Source organism: Methanothrix soehngenii GP6, assembly GCF_000204415.1.
Classification (GTDB): Archaea; Halobacteriota; Methanosarcinia; order Methanotrichales; family Methanotrichaceae; genus Methanothrix; species Methanothrix soehngenii.
Genome location: NC_015416.1, coordinates 1,999,036 through 2,015,405 on the forward strand (window position 1 = coordinate 1,999,036; position 16,370 = coordinate 2,015,405).

Genomic DNA, 16,370 nt, shown 5'->3' on the forward strand with positions numbered 1-16,370 from the left:
ATCAAGCCTCCAGCATCTTCAAAAACAGCTGGTGAAATCTCATATCATCCGTCAGCTCAGGGTGGAAGGCAAGGCCGAGCAGGTTCTTTTCCCGGACAGCGACCGGCAAACCACCCACCTTCGCCAGGACCTGCACATCTCGTCCCACCTCGGATACCACAGGGGCGCGGATGAAGACCGCCCTATAAGGACGGTCCATATCCTCTACATCCAGGTCTGCCTCAAAGGACTCCCTCTGAGGGCCGAATGCATTCCGGCTGATCTTGATATCCATCAGGCCCAGGGGCTGAACATGATTGTCGCCCTCTATCTCTCTGGAGATCAGCACCAGACCGGCGCAGGTGGCAAGGATGGGCAAGCCCGTCGTCGCAGCTGCCTCCAGCTCCCCGGCCAGGCCGGAGCTATTCAGCTGTTGGACGATGGTTGTGCTCTCTCCGCCAGGCAGAACCAGGGCGGAGCAGGATGCGATCTGGCCGGGCTTTCTGACCTCCAGCACATCTATGCCTTCCCCAATCCTCTGCAGAGCATCGACATGCTCCGAGACATCGCCCTGCAGGGCCAGCACTCCTATTTTAGGCACCTACCAGCCTCTCGTCTGCAGGGCTTCAGCTTCGGGAATGCTAGCCGCATCCAGCCCCTTCATGGCCGCCCCCAGACCCTTTGAGACCTTAGCCAGATGAGCAGGATCATCATAATGATGCACCGCCTCCACTATCGCTCTGGCCATCGCCTCCGGGCTCTCTGACTTGAATATTCCCGAGCCCACGAAGACCCCGTCAGCGCCCAGCTGCATCATGAGAGCAGCATCTGCAGGCGTTGCCACCCCACCGGCAGCGAAGTTGACCACCGGTAGACGCTGCATCTGGGCGCACTCCCTGACCAGATCCAGATCGGCCTCGATCTCCCTGGCCACTTTCATCAGCTGAAGATCGTCCATTCCCTTCAGGCTCCTGATCTGGCCCAGGATCATGCGCATATGCAAGACCGCCTGGCTCACATCTCCGGTTCCTGCTTCACCCTTGGTTCTGATCATGGCTGCCCCCTCCTTTATCCGCCGGCAGGCCTCTCCCAGGTTCCGGGCTCCGCAGACGAAAGGAATGGTGAATTTCGTCTTCTCGATATGAAATTCGTCAGCAGGCGTCAAGACCTCGGACTCATCCACCATATCCACGCCCAGTGCTTCCAGTATCTGGGCCTCAACGAAGTGGCCGATCCTGGCCTTTGCCATGACGGGAATGGTCACCGCCTCTATGATCGACTCAATGACCAGGGGATCTGCCATCCTGGCCACTCCACCCATCTTCCTGATGTCAGCGGGAACGGCATGTAAGGCCATTACCGCAACAGCACCTGCTTCTTCTGCTATTATGGCCTGTTCAGGGGTTGTGACATCCATGATCACTCCCCCTTTCTGCATCTTTGCGAAACCACGTTTGAGCAGTTCCGTACCAAATCGAAGATTTTCAAGTTCCATGAATTGCCCCAAATATTCTTAAGGGGATAGCTAAACACCGAGAATAAATAAACTTTGCCCCGACGGACTGCGATATCCCTCAAAAAAAATCAGATGAAAAATCCGAAGGATAGCGACAAAAAAGGTCATAAAAGATTGGAGAAGGGGAGGAACGAGCCCGACCCACTCCCTCTTATGGCATATAGTTTTCGTAGATGTATATATCCTTGTCTCCGCTTCGGTCGTCCGTCCAGACGATCCTCCCAGTCCTTATGCGCGGCTCCATCTGATTGCCAGGATCGGTGCAGATGGGCGTCTCCCTTCCAACGTTCTGGTCGTAGACATAAATATCCCAATCTCCATTGCGCTTATCCTGCCATACGATGACCCCGTTCTCTACATCGGGATTGATCTGATCGGCTGAATCGGTGGTTATCTGCATCTCCTTGCTCGTGTTCAGGTCGTAGGCATAGATGTCCCAGTTTCCATTGCGGTTGTCCTGCCAGACCACGGTGCGACCATCCGTCGACGCATTGATCTGGTCGGCAGGATCGGCTACAATCGACACCGGCTGCGTGCCCATGCCCTGCTTCCAGAGGAAGATATCCCAGCTTCCTGCCTTGTTGTTCTGGAAGACCAAATAATCCCCTCCCGCCCGGACATTGATGCCGCTAGGAGGTGATTCAGGTGCTGTCTCCTTCTCGTATAGGGGCCGGGAGTAGACCATCCAACCGAAGTAGGTCTTTCTCAGATAGGCCAGGTAATCGTCGCTCAGGGAGATGGGGGTGGAATTCTCCAGGCCATAGACCAGCTCAGTTGAGTTGTCTATGGATATGTCAAACGTCCTGATACACCAGTAGTCCTCAATCTGGTATTGATTGTCCGGATTTCTGGCCACCCAGGCGATGATGTTTCCTCTTATATCCGGATACATGTCTTCGTAGGGACTGGCAGCAAGCGGCAGCTCCAGCTCCTGAGCCAGGCTGTAGACGTAGACATCGGGATCGCCGGTGCGGTTGTCCATCCAGGCCACATAGTAGCCCACCTGATCGTTTCCTCCTACAACCGGATGGCTCTGATCTCCTGGGACCTTGCTGATAACGCTGGTCTGGCCGGCGGCAACTGCCACTGACCTTGGCTTACCGCTGTGGGTATTGATCCAGACCAGCTTCTTGTCCATGCTCGGTTTGGCCTGGCCTGGGCCTGCCTGGACCAGCTCATCCTTCCAGCTGGCCAGGTCCAGCTTCCTAATGGAAGTGTCCTCGCCCGAGCCGTCCACATAGGCGATATAATTGCCCGATACCACGGGGTTGGTCTGCTCTCCCTCCCGGGGATAGGTCTTGCCCCATTTCTTGTCCCAGAAGTAATAAGAGATATCTCCCGTCGTGGCATCCTGCCAGGCAATGGTGTATCCGGAGATATCCGGATAGAGCTGGTCTCCATCTCCAGTGAGCTTGGTCTCGGTTCCATTGACCAGATCCTTCACATAAATATCGAAGTCGCCGTTTCTGCTATCCTGCCAGACCACCAGATCGCCGCTGATGGCTGGATACATCTGCTGCCCCGATCCCTTGTAGATGGGAGTCGTCTTGTCCGTGGACAGCTCCTTCATATATATGTCCCAGTTGCCGCTGGAGTTGTCCTGCCAGACCACCAGGTCGCCGGAGATGGAAGGCCACATCTGGTCGCGTTTGCCGGTAGCCACAGGGGACTCGACGCCGGTGGCAATGTTCGTCATATAGATGTCTGAGTCTCCGCTCCGGTAGTCCGAGTAGACCACTATATCCCCCGAGGCCTTGGGATAGAGCTGATCGTAATCCCCTTTGGTTATGGGCTTTTCCGATCGGGTGAAGAAGTCAAAGCCGTAGATATTCCAGTTGCCCCTCCTGTTATCGCTCCATACCAGCAGGCTGCCGTTGGTGCTTGGATAGTCAGCCTCTAAAAGCAGAAGCGGATCGGAGTTGATATATCTCATCTTTATCTGCGAATAGCCATCGCTGTTGTCCATCCACACGATTTTGTTGTCGCTTATGATCTTGCTTGAGTGATAGGGTTTGATCTGATAGGGATCGCCCTTGCCGTCGTTAGGGGTCTGCTGGGTGGGAAGAGTGGCAACAGGCACCTCCACCCCTTTTCTCAGGTCAAACAGATAGATATCCGAATTCCCCTGCCGGACGTCGAGCCAGGCCAGGTAGTTGCCATGGACCACGGGGTTCCCCTGATTTGCAGTGTCTATCACCACCGCTCTCTCCGTATTGGTGGCCAGGTCATAAGCATAAATATCCCAGTTCCCGTTTCTGCCATCAGCCCAGACCACGTTATCCCCCCAGATCCAGGGTTGGGCCTGACGCGCCGGGTTGGTGCAGATAGCCGTCTCCTCACCTGTGGTGAGGTTGTAGAGATACAGATCCCATTTATCCTCGCCGCTGCGGGAATCGATCCAGACGATTCTGTCTTGATGGATCACCGGGGAGAGCTTCAGGGACTGGGCGGCAGTGATCTGCTTTTCCTGGCCCGTGATGATATCATAGAGGTAGATCTGCTCTCCACCTGAGCGCGCATCGATCCAGATGATGTTGTTTCCATCGATCATACCATAGCGGTGGTCGGACTGATCTATGGTTACCTGCTTGGTCTCCTTGGTTGACAGGTTGCGGAGGAATATCTGCAGATTTCCCAGGCTCATATCCGTCCAGATCAGATTCTTGTTGCTGATATCAGGGCTGCTGTGATCGAAGCTGTCCTCGGTTATCTGCGTCTCCTTTCCGGTTGTGATGTTGAACAAATAGACATTGAAGTTGCCGTCTCTGTTGTCAGTCCAAACGACACTATCTTCGGAGATCGAGGGATTGGTGTGATTGAAAGGACCACTGGTTATGGATATATCGGCCAGTATCTCGAAGTCGAACATCTGGATGTCCGGATCGTTGGTTCCTTTCCGGTAATCGGTCCAGACCACTCCTCGTTCGCTGATCGCCGGCTCCATCTTGATGCTGCCTGGAGCAAGAGCGATATCTGCACTGGTCTCGATATCATAGAGATTGATGTCCGTGTGGTTGTTGAGGTAGGCGATGTAGCGGCCATAGACCCTGGGATCGGTCTGTATGCCTGATTTATTGATGGTCGTCTCCTTGCCGCTCGACAGATCCATAAAGGCGATATCGGATTCTCCTGTGCGGTTGTCTGCCCAGGCTACGATGTCTTTGCTGACCGAGGGAAACGACTGATCACCGGGACCGGTAGAAACGGCGGATTCTTTGCCGGTGGAGATGTCATACATATAGATATCAAAATCACCGGAACGCTCATCCATCCATACAATTCGGTCATCGCTGATCTTGGGCCTGATCTGCTCGCCCTTTGCAGAGGATATCTCCACCTCATTTCTGGAGGAGAGGTCTAGAAGATGGATCTGATAGGTGCCTTTGCGGTCATCTGCCCAGACCACTCTATTTCCGCTGATGTCCGGTTGAGTCTGGTTTCCCTCTGCGGTGGTGATCGCGGACTCGGTTTTGTTGATGACATCATACATATAGATGTCCCCGTTACCGGAGCGCATATCCTGCCAGACGATGCGTTCACCGGAGACGGCGGGACTGATCTGGAAGAAGGGATCGATACAAACCCATCTCTCCAGGCCGGTCTCCAGGTCGTACATGAATATGTCATAATTTCCGCTCCTGTTATCCGACCAGGCCACGACGTATTCATCTATTGCAGGCTGCAGCTGCTCTGAGCCCACAATGATCGCTATAGGACGCTCCTTTCCAAAGTCAGCCCCGCTGGCCGCTCCCGCCAAGAGGAGGGCCGCCGTTATGATCAAAAGCCTAATTGCCTTATGCATCTCATCACTCTGTGATCGATCTATGATGTTCTTCCTCGATACTTGTCTGATGGTTTTGGCGAACCACTATAAGGACTTTTCTCGACGTTTGCCGTGATCAATCCAAAAGGATTTGGATCCATTGTCGGCGGCACCCAAAGGCAATGGTCCTCTCTTCAGGGCCTGGATGGATCGATCCGGCGCTCTAACGGATCATCGTCCGGCCAAGGCTCACAAGGAATAAAGCAAGGAGCAGCCAGCCCAGGATGAACTCCAATGTGGCCAGGTAGCGGTAGACTCCTACTGGGTACCACTTGACCTGGGTCTTGGCGGTGAAGACCATGGCGCTGAAATATAGGTTGTCCAGGAACGTGAGCTCCTCGTTTTGACCCTGGAGGTATTCAGATCCATTCAGAGGCTCCACCACGATTCCCATTCCCTGCCAGTAGAGAAATGCGAACAGCAGGATGAAAAAGCAGCTCAAGAAGACGGTATATCTGGGCCGAACCCCATAACCGCAGGAGATCCAGGCCAGGCCGTCCAAGAGCTTGGACCAGTTGATCTTTCGGTTTTCCCCTTCCCGGATGGCAAAGCTCTTGCCCGCCTGGCTCGCGCGACGGTAGTGGTAATAGCAGTCGTCTGCATCCTCGAACCACTCCAGGTTCCTGTAGTTCCTGGCCAAAGAGAGGTAGGTTTCGCCATCATATCTCAGGTGATTGCACAGCACTGGCCATCTGGCCTCCAGACGGTTGAACTCCGCGTTTTGAAGGGACAACTGACCGGAGATCTGTGCTCTTGAGAGACGCATTTTATTGATGCTAGCGCCTGCAAAGGTGATCTCTCTTTGGAAACTGGCCGCGGAACAGTCTGCTGTCTTCATGAATGCCGTCCCATCGAAGAGCGCATCCTCCTGAAAGTGGGCAGAGGCGAAGCTGACCATTGCCAGAAAGGTAGCAGAAGAGAAGCTCGCCTCCTGGCGAAAGGTCGAGCCGCTGAGGTCAAGAGGTTCGCGGAATATAGAATTGATGAAATTGACCCTCCCTAAAAAAACCGAGTTCCTGATCTCGATGCGAGAGGCCAGTACATGGGCCAGAGCGGACATATCCCGAGACCTTTCATTGTGAGTCAACTACTCCGGCCTAAAGACCGGAGCTTGTAACTGAGGTAAGATGTTTCCCCGCTACAATAGGCTGGTTGACACCGACTTGCAAAATCGGTCGAGCCATTTCGTGGTCGAGGCAGCCCGTAAACAGATCATAGCTTCAAATGCATTTCAGCTTAGGCATTGCTGCCTATTCCGATCTGAGTCAGTGTGTGTCTCTCAGTCATCCCACCGAACCGTTGGCTCCGAAGAGTGTCTTGTGGTCTGAGAAAACAACATGTGGAGATGGTATTATGAGAATAAGTATGTTTGTATTGCATTGCGAAAGTAATCCTGGAAAGCGTACGGCTTTCCTCTCCGGCCTGAGGTTTCTATGAAGGGCAGATCAAGTCTGGATAGGTCAATATCGCCAGCTATCGCCGCGTGCTCATAGATGACTGGCTCTCCACGTTCGATCCTCTCCAGGATCTCGCGGGCCTCAATCACGGGGAGATTTGATCCTTCTACCATGCGGTCGCCTCTCTCAATCCACTATCTTAATCCTTTTTGATAGCTTCTCCCAAATCAGCAACGACTTTATACTCCTTCCGATAACCCCTAACACACCGGGAGGAACTTTAGTTGAAGGATTATCTCACGATGGAAGATGTCAAACTCGATAATAAAAGGGTCCTGGTTAGAGTCGACTTCAACTCCCCCATGGACCCGAGCGGAAATATCCTGGATGACAAGCGGATCAAGAGCCATTTAGATACTTTGCGTGCTCTGGAGGATTGCCGGGTGGTCCTCATGGCCCATCAGAGCAGGGCGGGAAAGAAGGACTATACCACCATGGAAGCCCATGCCCGCTCTGCCACCAGACTCCTTCGACGCGATGTTGCCTATATCGATGACATCTTCGGCTCTCATGCTCGAGAGGCCATAAGATCCCTAATGCCAGGGGAGGTTCTTCTCCTGGAGAACACCCGCTTTTATGCAGAAGAGAACATGAACCGCACGCCTGCCGATCATGCTAAAAGCCATATGGTGAAGAGGCTGGCTCCTCTATTCGATCTGTTCATAAATGACGCTTTTGCCGTCTCCCATCGCTCTCATTGTTCTGTAGTCGGATTCACCGAGGTTCTGCCCAGCATTGCCGGCCTTCTGATGGACAAAGAGATCACTGCTCTGGACAAAGGGCTGAAGGGCGATGAGCATCCCACGATCTACTCATTAGGAGGTACCAAAGCGGACGACTCCATCAAGGTGATAGAGAATGTGCTGCGGCGCGGCGGAGCGGACAAGATTCTGACCTCCGGGGTTGTAGCTACTGTCTTCTTGATGGCAGCAGGAATCAATGTTGGTGAAGCCAATCGAAAGTTCGTAGAGGATCAGGAGTATCTTGAGCAGATACCGGTTGCAGCTAAGCTTCTGGCAGAGTATCCGGACAAGATCGCAATGCCGGTGGATGTGGCCCTGAATAAGAATGGAGAGAGGATCGACGTCGCAGTCTCCGCCCTTTCCAACGATCTGCCTATAGCGGACATAGGTCTGGAGACCATAGTCGATTATTCCAAAGAGCTAAAGGATGCTCGGGTTACAGTCATGAACGGGCCGGCAGGGATATTTGAGCAGGAGAAGTTCAAATTGGGGACATCTGAGCTCCTGAAGGCCTCAGCCGAGTCGGACTACTCCATCGCCGGCGGAGGGCATAGCGTGGCCGCCATCGAACAGCTGGGGCTGGAGTCCAAGTTCTCTCATGTGAGCATGGGCGGCGGTGCGAGCATCACCTACCTATCGGGAGAGCCCCTGCCGGGAATTGAAGCCCTGAAAAAGTACGCTCTAAAAGTACGCAAGGCTTAGAAAAGAAATATCAGGGCAGCAACTCTGCCACCCTATTTCTGCATTCCTGCAGAAGGGCTTCAGGATCGCCCCTGGCATCAAAGGAGGCTGCCGAACTGTGGCCTCCGCCGTCACCTCCATGGGCTCTGCCGATGTCACCCAGGATCTGGTTGAGGTTCAAGCCGGCATTCGCTGCTTTGCGGCTGGACCGGGCGCTGATCCTGACCCGATCGCCATGCCTTCCGGCTACAAATGCCACGTCTGCCCCCAGGTCTATCAGCGCTGCTGCCGATGAGCCCTCGAAGGAGTTGATCCTGGAGGCGGCTATCAGCCATTCTCCCCGGCGCTCGATCTTTGCCCGGGAGGCTGCCTTGAGGACTGCTATCCTCTGAGAGATGTCCGGGGCAACGGATAGGGCCTGCAATGCCTCTTCATAATCAAATCCTCCTGCCTCTAGTAGCTCTGAGGCCGCCAGAAATGACTCCGCGCTGGCTCGCTTGAACCGCCCAGTGTCCGAGATAATCCCCGCCATTAACCCCAGGGCCATCTCCCTGCTCGGCTGCCGTCCATTGTCCTTCAGGATCTTCCAGACGATCTCCGCAGTGGATTTGGCCGGCCTTTGGATATAGAATTCTGCCTTGTGGGTCAGCCCTTCATCCTGGTGGTGGTCTATGAGTCCATATCTGGCAAGCTGGATTCTGCCCAGCTGCAACTGGACGGATGTGTCCACCACCACAATCAGGTCCCAGCCCTCTTCTGAGGGATCGATCAGTATATGTGCTCCTATGATATCAGATAGAGCCTCTCCGATGCGGCTCAGGTCGTCTATCGCCCCCACTGTCCCTCCGAAGGCCCCGGCCAGGGCAAAGGCGCTCCCTATGGCATCAGGGTCGGCGTTGCGGTGGCACAGGTACAGGACGTTTTTGTATCTGCTGACGATGGAGCCGAACTCGGCCTCTGAGATGAGCATAAGAGAATTGGTCAAATCCAAAGAGATAAGTTCTTTCCCGCCAGACAATATTTTATGCTCTTTATGGATAGATCCCAGGCAGGAAAGGCGCTGGCAGGGGCCCTGGACGGGTTTATAGGCCAGGATTCGGTGGTCTATGCCCTTCCCAGAGGTGGGGTGGTCCTGGGATATGAAGTAGCCCGCCACCTTGATGCTCCGATGGATCTGCTCATAACCCGAAAGATCGGCTATCCCGGCAGCCGGGAATGCGCCGTCTGCGCAATATCCGAGGATGGGGAGATGATATGCGACAGCTTGGGCGCTTCCCGCCTGGATCCCGCATGGCTCGGCGTGCGGGCAGAAGAGGAGATGGAAGAGGCGAACAGGCGGCGAAGAGCCTATCTTGAAGGCAGACCGCCCCTGAATGCGGGAGGGAAGGTGGCCATAGTGGTTGACGACGGCATGGCCACCGGGCTTACCGTCCTCCTGGCCATTATGGTGCTGAAAAAGCAACATCCTAAGAGTATAGTGGTTGCCGTTCCCGTCTCTTCGATGGAGGCAGCAGAGAAGATCAGAAGAGAGGCCGATGAGCTTGTCGCCCTGGATGTGCCCCCTGATTTCTGTTCAGTATCTGAGCATTACGAGGAGTTTGCACAGCTTGAGGATGAGGATGTCATCCGTCTCCTCAGGGCGGCGGAAAAGAGGGAATAGTATCGTCTCCCGATCAAAACGGTCTGCTCCGACTGCAACCGCAGTCAGTGGCACTTAGCTCTTATCTTTTACATGAAGATCGGGAAGGACAAATGGGGTATAAACCAGACCGAGGGGATTGTATTCTTTGAGCAGCTTCAACCTGGCCATCCTTATGGCATCTCCGATCGAGCTTTTGTCTTTGAGAAAATGCCCCAGACACGCCTCGGCGAAGCTACATGCCAGCGGTTCGAAGATGGTGGTCTCTGTCCCAATGACCCCTGCGCTGCCCGAGCGGACGAAGTCGGCAACCAGATTAATTGCCATTTCCGGGTCCAGGGCAGTAGTGTGGCAACCATTGATAAAAACCAGTGGTTTGGGTTCTATCCATTCGATGTTGAAAGCATTCAGATTCGATCCATCTATGAAATCGTTGCCCGTTCCATCTCCGACCTGAAGGTAGGGAATATTGTTAGTGGAAATCCCGCCATGACAGTAGAAATAGATCAGATGCGATTTCGGGCTCTTTAGGTTATTGATGATCTCCAGCCGCTTATCTGAATAATGCCAGGATATATCGGTCCTGATTTCTCGCAACGCCCTCATATGCCCATCGAGGCGATCGAGGTTTGTGGCTACACATACCACCATATGCGGACCATCATCCATGACGATCTCCGAGGATGATTCGTCGGGCACAGAGGTGGGAAATCCCAGGATATGCCTGAAGCCCCAAAATCCACTTGGACAGACGTAGCCATCTGGGTTGCCCATTTCGTCTCGCTTGGAGTGGGGGCATAATCCATTAAAGCATGGTGCTTTGTCCAAAGGCGAATTGCTCTGAAGTGCGGCGGAGAAAGCCTCGCAGAGCTTGTAGCTACCTGCTTTGGTATCAAGAGGATAATCATAGATCAAAGCTGCCGGGAGAATCTGGGTGGGCGAGTCCCTTATGGCGATCTGCACCATGCCAGGATTGAGCATCAACCTCGCCAGCTCATTGGTCTTGCTGTGGGTTTTGATGAACTTTCCAATTATGGCATCATAAAGCAAATACCCTCTTCTGGCCAGAGATATCAGATCCTCTTCAAGCCTCTTGAGACTTAAATTCTCATCAGAAAAGCGATCTAGATAGCGATAGGTCTGCCCTTCACCCTCCTTCCAGGGCTTTTCTTCCCCCCATGAGGCTTTCCACAGGGCTTTTCTGGCATTCTCTGTCAGATTCTTCAGTTCGGTCGCCGGTATCACAGCGCTATTCTTGAAAATGGGCTCCTGCTCCTTGGCACCAAAGAAGCTGAGGGTATGGGTGCCATCGCCATTGCTGTTCAGGAGAATGCTGAGGCGGTGAGGAGCAAAGCCCCTGAGATGATTTGCCCATAGGGTGTGGCTCAGGGTGTAATCAACCTCCGAGCTCAGGGCTCCCTCTTTTTGCAGGCCATGATTTGCTACGATAGCTCTTATCAGCCTGGATTGGATGAGGATCTGCTCGTAATAAATATTGCAGCGCAACCGGAATGTGCCCTCTTGTGCCGGTGACTTGACCGGGAAGAGCAGGCGTCGGTTAAGGATATCTACATCTGATACTGCCCGCATTGATGGATCCGGCTGGTGCAACACACGGGCAGTTCCATCATCTTGAAGCTCCAGCTCCCCTACATCCGCCCCTTCAGTGATCTCGATCTCACCATCGAAGGGAAAGATGGCTACCACCAGCCTGGCTTTCGGTGGCACATAATCAGGAATCGTTGCAGGCGCTGTTTCGATAGATTTCAGAGTTGGCCGGCCAATATCAAGCCAAAAGCAATAGGTCTGACCAGGCTTTAAGGGAGTCTGAGGATCTAGGGGATTGTCAGCATGCTGCGAGGGTGCAAAGCCGGTGTTGACTGTACGGATCTGAAGGCGAGTCAGAGCTACTCTGAATAGATTCCTTCTCTCCTCTTCACTCATGGAAGCTATCTGTTCTGGCAGAGACATCCCAATTCCATCGTCCTTAGATGCTACTGATTCGAATACATCTGCCTCATCCTTTCTCGTCTTTGGAGGAGGATGCCCTTTTTGTTCCGCTTTGGGAGAATAATGTGTCCATCCCCCTCCCTTAAAATCGTCGACACTATTTGAGACCCCCTTGAGCATCAAATCCCATTTTTCCAGATCTTTAGACGATATCGATGGGCGCCCTTTCAGATCTGCCTCCCAATTTTCCTCTTGAACCAGCTCAGCCTGAACTAAAATGCGGTCCTGACTGGTTGTGAGCAGAAGGATCCTTTTCAGCACCTTGATTCTTTCCGGTTGCGAAGTAATCTCGTGCTCAGCTTCATGGGCAGCATCCACCAAGGCCTTTTTCCTGGCATCAGAAAGGTGGGCGGATTCAGCCAGCGCCAGGAGTATAAGAGCGCGCTGGTAAGGATCTGAAACTGCATAGGCAATCGATATCGCTCTTGAAAGAAGTGGCTCAGTCAGATAAGGCGCGAGGTGAATAAGCAGATCTGGATTGAGCCCCTTCTCGCTAAAGATTGCTTCTTTGAGATCCCTTATGGATTGTTCGATCATTCCATCTCACACATCCCTTTTTCCCAGGAGCAATTATGAGCGCCCATCCAGCGTCTTCATCAATCCGGGGGAACTTTGCCTCCGCTGCCATCTCCCGCGTTCATTGGCGTCACCGTCACTGCAGTGCCCGGTGGGATCACATAGTCGCTGGAGGGCTTTCTGCGTCGTCCGTCTAAGAACCAGTCAATATTGAAGTTATCAGATCTCGATACCATTACAATCAGGGAGAGGAAGTAGGAGAAAAAGCCAATGGCAAGCCCTATGCCATATGCTCCGAAGAGGCCGCCCTCTCGATCGAATAGAGCGAGGACTGCGCTCCCGCCTATGACGCCAATCAATGCTGCCAGGTCGCTCAGCTGGACATCGCCTTTTCTATACCGATTTATTAGATAAACATACCATCCGATTATGGTGCCAAATAGCAGCGCGCCTATCAACTGAATCATCTGAATTACCGATTCATCTAACATGATATTGCCTCCTTTCCCACTCTGAGTCAGGCAGACTAAAACGATCGATCAGCTCTCGTCTCCAGGCAAGATGAAGATATAAAGTCAATCCTCCAGCACAAAAGAAAAGCACAGGAGCCCACATGCCAGAGAGATAAAATGCCCAAAGAGCAAACATCAGAGTCGCTGCTCCTGCTGCTATACCATCAAAGAGCGGACGAGTGATCTTGCCGCTTAGACTGCCAATCCACCAGCCCCAGATCAGGCCTATCCCCATGTATCCAAGCAAGGAAATCAACATAAAGCCCCTATATCCCTTATTTTGTATAACAGATAAGCCGACCTGTTCAGGTATCAATCAATTATTGATAATCTGAGTATAAATAACTAACTTAATTGGAGTCTATTATCTATTATCGATATCGAAGATTGATATCGAAGCTTATCGAATTTAAGGGGCGGATCATGAATATCCGCGGGTTCTGGTTGCGCCTTGGATTAGGAAAGCTATTAACATCTATAACGCCAATTAGGTAAGTGAGAGATATGCAGCAAGATACGCAGCAAGAATTGAGGCAATTGCCAAACCTGGAGGGAATCGATCCGGAGACTGCAAGGCGGCTGCAGTCATGCCTGGATTGTGAGTTCGCCTGCACACCCGTTCGATATTTCCGGACCAGAAAGGCGACATTCCTCGCTAGTTCAATTGAGCCCTTGTCCATAAGAATCTCGGGATTTGGCGAGCCCTTCCAGTCCAGACAGCTGACCTGCTGCAACATCGACAACCCAGAAGACCTGGAAGTGAGCATGGATTCCTGCGAGATGCTCTTTTTTTCGGCAAGAGATCCGGGCGTCCTCTATCTGAAGGAGGGGATGTGCTCTGTCAGCGGGCCGAAGCGCTCGGATCTGGCCCGAGAGATTGATCGCCCGGCCAGGCTTCTGGATGAGCTGCCAAGAAGGGATCCTGATGTGGTGAGGATGGACGAGAGGACATTCCGCCAGACGGGGACGATCTCTATCCAGAGTCCTTTCACCCTGGTGATCCTGGATGGTCAGCCCGGAGCGGCCAAGCTATGAACGAAATCAGGGAGATTTCCAGCCTCTTGGACCGAGAGCTAGAGGCGATAAAGCACTCTTTCTCCAATGATCTAGCTTCTGAGAAGATAGGCGGGAAGGCTTCTTCCAGGGTGGTAAAATTTCTGAATCCCAAGGTCATCACCTCTGAGAATAAGATAGAGGTTATGGGGCCGGCGTTCCTGATAAGCCTGGCCGAACTGAAGAAGGCAATTAAAAACCGCTACAAGACGCCGGGGCGGAATATATTCCCGGAGGTGGCCGACGACTTCGTATTCAAGAACGGCATGGATGCCATAAACAGGCTGAGCAACTTCGACACCAGCCAGGCGGCAAGCGATCTGGTCAATCTGTCAAGGCAGGTGAAAGTGCCTTCTGACTCGGAAAAGGTCGCTCTTGTCAGAAGGATAAAGCCGCTGGAGCTGGTGGACGAGTACATAATCGATGGCAAGCATACCAGCGGCAGCTTCCTGGGGAGCTTTGATCTTCCCCTGGTGGTTATGACCGACGATGGTGCCCAGTTTGATTTTGAGAATCCCTCAGATGTGATGGGCACAGATAAGCGGCTGGAAGAGTCGATGTCCATCAACATGAAGAGTATAATGCTCATAGTCGAGCGGGTGGACGACAACACCATTCAGACCACCAGCGGGCTGAAGCATGTATTTTTGGGAAACACAATGGCAGTTATATCCCTGATCTGTCTTTTAATAGGCGCCTTCTCGCTAATCGAGCGCAGGCTGTTCTTTTTCATTATACTGTTCATCTGTGGGGTGGCTCTGGCGGTGGCCAGATATCTGCCCACCAGCTGGAACAGAGAGTTCTTTGGCGTCTCGGAGATGAAGGTGGTGGGCAATGGCTACACGGTCTTCAAGTTCTATGGAGATATGACATGATGTTCCTGGGATGAGAAATATCTCACCAATAAAGAGCAAAGCAAAGCTAATGAGCATAGCAGTATATAGCGGAGGAATAGATGAGCGGAATAGATAGCGATATATTACGGGAAAAAATAAGAGAGAGGATGCCTAAGCCACCACATTTCTCTCTCGGAGCAACAGCTTTCATTGCCACTGCAATCATCTTATTGCTGCTGCTGGTTTTAGTGGGAGGATCCTTCATTGCCATAATCCCTGCCGGGCATGTGGGGGTGCAGGACCGGTTTGGGGTGGTCTCCGATACTGTCCTGAGTCCGGGATTCAACCTCAAAGATCCACTCACCAGCGTCCACCAGATGAACACCCAGACCCAGCAGATAGAGTACAAGCAGGTAACCGGGACGTTGACCCGTGAGGGCCTGGAGATAAATCTGGACAGCAGCGTCCTGTGGCACCTTGATCCGGCCAAGGCTCCGGACATCTTCAGATCGGTAAGAGGAGACTATGTGGACACCAAGCTGACTCCTTCCTTCATGGGCCTGCTTCGAGCGGAGATCAAGAAGTACACCGCCGAGGACATTTACACCAATAAGTCGACTGAGATCCAGGCGGATGTGGAAAAGCAGCTCAAGATGGAGCTAGATAGAACCGGCATCATCATCGAGAGAGTCTGGCTGAGGGGGATCTTCCTGCCGACTGAACTCCAGGTGGCCATCACCACCAAACAGCAAAAGCAGCAGCAGGCCCAGCAGATGCAGTTTACCATCCAGCAGTCTGAGAAGGAAGCGGAGAGGCTGGTGATCGAGGCCAAGGGCATAGCGGAGGCCAACCGGATCAAGGGAGAATCGGTAACGCCAACCCTGGTATCCTGGGAGTTCGTGCAGGCGATCAAGAACAACCCCAATGTGCTCTACGTGCCCATCGGCTCGGGTGGGGGAGAGGTGCTCTTCAACCTCCCCGCCCCTGGGCTTAAGAGCTGAGGGTTATTAAGGTTAATATTGATATGGGGAGGCTGTTTTTTGTGCACGCCGCGAGTCGGCCTGCTGGCCTCCCTCAACGCCGGAGAGGCTTGGATACAATCGAGGTATGCCATTGAAGGATTTGAGTTATTTGCTATGGAGCCCGATTATGGTAACAGTTCTATGTAATGATGCTGAGATCGAGGTTCCGGATGGCGAGGTCTGCCAGATCTGTGGCTGCGAGCTGGAGGAGTTCGACGAGGTCACAGGAACAGGGATTTTCGGCTACTATCACTGGATCTGCGTGAATCATGTGGATGCCTGAGAGGCTTGTTTTTTATGGTGATTGCCTCCCGCCCCGTAGGGCCCAGGCCAGGAGGAATGCGGATGGCAAGATTCATAAACCAGCAGGTGATTGCATTATCCTCGATCTGCTGGAAGTCGATCGAATAGATGCAGGTCGTATGCGGGGATAACCAAGCCAGGCCAACGGTGATAGACTCAAGATCTATTCTCGCAGGAGTTCAAGGGTTCGAATCCCTTTCCCCGCATATTTTATTTTTAAATGAATACCCCGCAGCTTGCTGCGGTTGGGATGGTCAGGAAACCGACTTAAGGAAAGGGG

15 protein-coding genes and 1 tRNA gene are annotated in these 16,370 nt (G+C 52.9%); 7 read left to right on the forward strand and 9 right to left on the reverse strand.

Features of this window, described 5'->3' with window-relative positions:
• Nucleotide 1 precedes the first annotated feature (1 nt).
• From pdxT to MCON_RS10010, 5 genes are all read right to left on the reverse strand, one after another.
• Nucleotides 2-580 carry a pyridoxal 5'-phosphate synthase glutaminase subunit PdxT gene (gene pdxT / locus MCON_RS09990; RefSeq protein ID WP_013719854.1) on the reverse strand — a complete coding sequence of 193 codons (579 nt, stop codon included), beginning with the start codon at nucleotides 578-580 and terminating at the stop codon, nucleotides 2-4.
• Entirely contained in the window at nucleotides 581-1,474 is an 894-nt protein-coding gene (pdxS, locus tag MCON_RS09995) for a pyridoxal 5'-phosphate synthase lyase subunit PdxS (RefSeq protein ID WP_013719855.1), read from the reverse strand.
• 172 nt (nucleotides 1,475-1,646) lie between these two features.
• The gene (locus tag MCON_RS10000; protein WP_013719856.1) at nucleotides 1,647-5,297 is read right to left on the reverse strand and encodes a PD40 domain-containing protein; all 3,651 of its coding nucleotides are present in this window, start codon (nucleotides 5,295-5,297) and stop codon (nucleotides 1,647-1,649) included.
• Nucleotides 5,298-5,481: 184 nt separating this feature from the next.
• Nucleotides 5,482-6,405 (reverse strand): pentapeptide repeat-containing protein, encoded by a 924-nt coding sequence (locus MCON_RS10005; protein ID WP_157863775.1) that lies wholly within the window; start codon nucleotides 6,403-6,405, stop codon nucleotides 5,482-5,484.
• Between the two features lie 264 nt (nucleotides 6,406-6,669).
• Nucleotides 6,670-6,888 (reverse strand): hypothetical protein, encoded by a 219-nt coding sequence (locus MCON_RS10010; RefSeq protein WP_048132320.1) that lies wholly within the window; start codon nucleotides 6,886-6,888, stop codon nucleotides 6,670-6,672.
• 129 nt (nucleotides 6,889-7,017) lie between these two features.
• Between MCON_RS10010 and MCON_RS10015 the strand changes: the two genes are divergently transcribed.
• Nucleotides 7,018-8,220: a phosphoglycerate kinase gene (locus tag MCON_RS10015; protein ID WP_013719858.1), complete on the forward strand. Its 1,203-nt coding sequence runs from the start codon at nucleotides 7,018-7,020 to the stop codon at nucleotides 8,218-8,220.
• Between the two features lie 10 nt (nucleotides 8,221-8,230).
• Here MCON_RS10015 and MCON_RS10020 read toward each other — a convergent pair whose 3' ends face one another.
• Nucleotides 8,231-9,169, reverse strand: coding sequence for a DHH family phosphoesterase (locus tag MCON_RS10020; protein WP_013719859.1), 939 nt, complete (start codon nucleotides 9,167-9,169; stop codon nucleotides 8,231-8,233).
• A 54-nt stretch (nucleotides 9,170-9,223) separates the two neighbouring features.
• Here MCON_RS10020 and MCON_RS10025 point away from each other — a divergent pair, with 54 nt between their 5' ends.
• Nucleotides 9,224-9,859, forward strand: coding sequence for a phosphoribosyltransferase (locus tag MCON_RS10025; RefSeq protein WP_013719860.1), 636 nt, complete (start codon nucleotides 9,224-9,226; stop codon nucleotides 9,857-9,859).
• A 54-nt stretch (nucleotides 9,860-9,913) separates the two neighbouring features.
• Here the strand turns inward: MCON_RS10025 and MCON_RS10030 are convergent, their stop codons facing one another.
• Genes MCON_RS10030 through MCON_RS16410 form a run of 3 tightly spaced genes read right to left on the reverse strand, consistent with a single transcriptional unit; the run spans nucleotide 9,914 to nucleotide 13,192 of the window.
• The gene (locus MCON_RS10030; protein ID WP_013719861.1) at nucleotides 9,914-12,385 is read right to left on the reverse strand and encodes a hypothetical protein; all 2,472 of its coding nucleotides are present in this window, start codon (nucleotides 12,383-12,385) and stop codon (nucleotides 9,914-9,916) included.
• Nucleotides 12,386-12,444: 59 nt separating this feature from the next.
• Nucleotides 12,445-12,855, reverse strand: coding sequence for a hypothetical protein (locus MCON_RS10035; RefSeq protein WP_013719862.1), 411 nt, complete (start codon nucleotides 12,853-12,855; stop codon nucleotides 12,445-12,447).
• Nucleotides 12,845-13,192 (reverse strand): hypothetical protein, encoded by a 348-nt coding sequence (locus MCON_RS16410; protein ID WP_048132322.1) that lies wholly within the window; start codon nucleotides 13,190-13,192, stop codon nucleotides 12,845-12,847. Before MCON_RS16410 ends, MCON_RS10035 begins: the two co-directional genes overlap by 11 nt.
• 188 nt (nucleotides 13,193-13,380) lie before the next feature.
• Between MCON_RS16410 and MCON_RS10045 the strand changes: the two genes are divergently transcribed.
• From MCON_RS10045 to MCON_RS10060, 5 genes are all read left to right on the forward strand, one after another.
• A complete protein-coding gene (locus MCON_RS10045) occupies nucleotides 13,381-13,911 on the forward strand; it encodes a hypothetical protein (RefSeq protein WP_013719864.1) in 531 nt (176 codons plus the stop codon).
• A complete protein-coding gene (locus MCON_RS10050; RefSeq protein ID WP_013719865.1) occupies nucleotides 13,908-14,804 on the forward strand; it encodes a hypothetical protein in 897 nt (298 codons plus the stop codon). The genes MCON_RS10045 and MCON_RS10050 overlap by 4 nt, the downstream gene beginning before the upstream one ends.
• An 80-nt stretch (nucleotides 14,805-14,884) precedes the next feature.
• Nucleotides 14,885-15,766 carry a prohibitin family protein gene (locus tag MCON_RS10055; RefSeq protein ID WP_013719866.1) on the forward strand — a complete coding sequence of 294 codons (882 nt, stop codon included), beginning with the start codon at nucleotides 14,885-14,887 and terminating at the stop codon, nucleotides 15,764-15,766.
• A gap of 148 nt (nucleotides 15,767-15,914) precedes the next feature.
• Complete coding sequence (locus tag MCON_RS16275) at nucleotides 15,915-16,070, forward strand: hypothetical protein (protein WP_157863776.1); 156 nt, start codon at nucleotides 15,915-15,917, stop codon at nucleotides 16,068-16,070.
• A gap of 141 nt (nucleotides 16,071-16,211) precedes the next feature.
• Nucleotides 16,212-16,296: transfer RNA gene (locus MCON_RS10060), tRNA-Leu, on the forward strand.
• Nucleotides 16,297-16,370 lie beyond the last annotated feature (74 nt).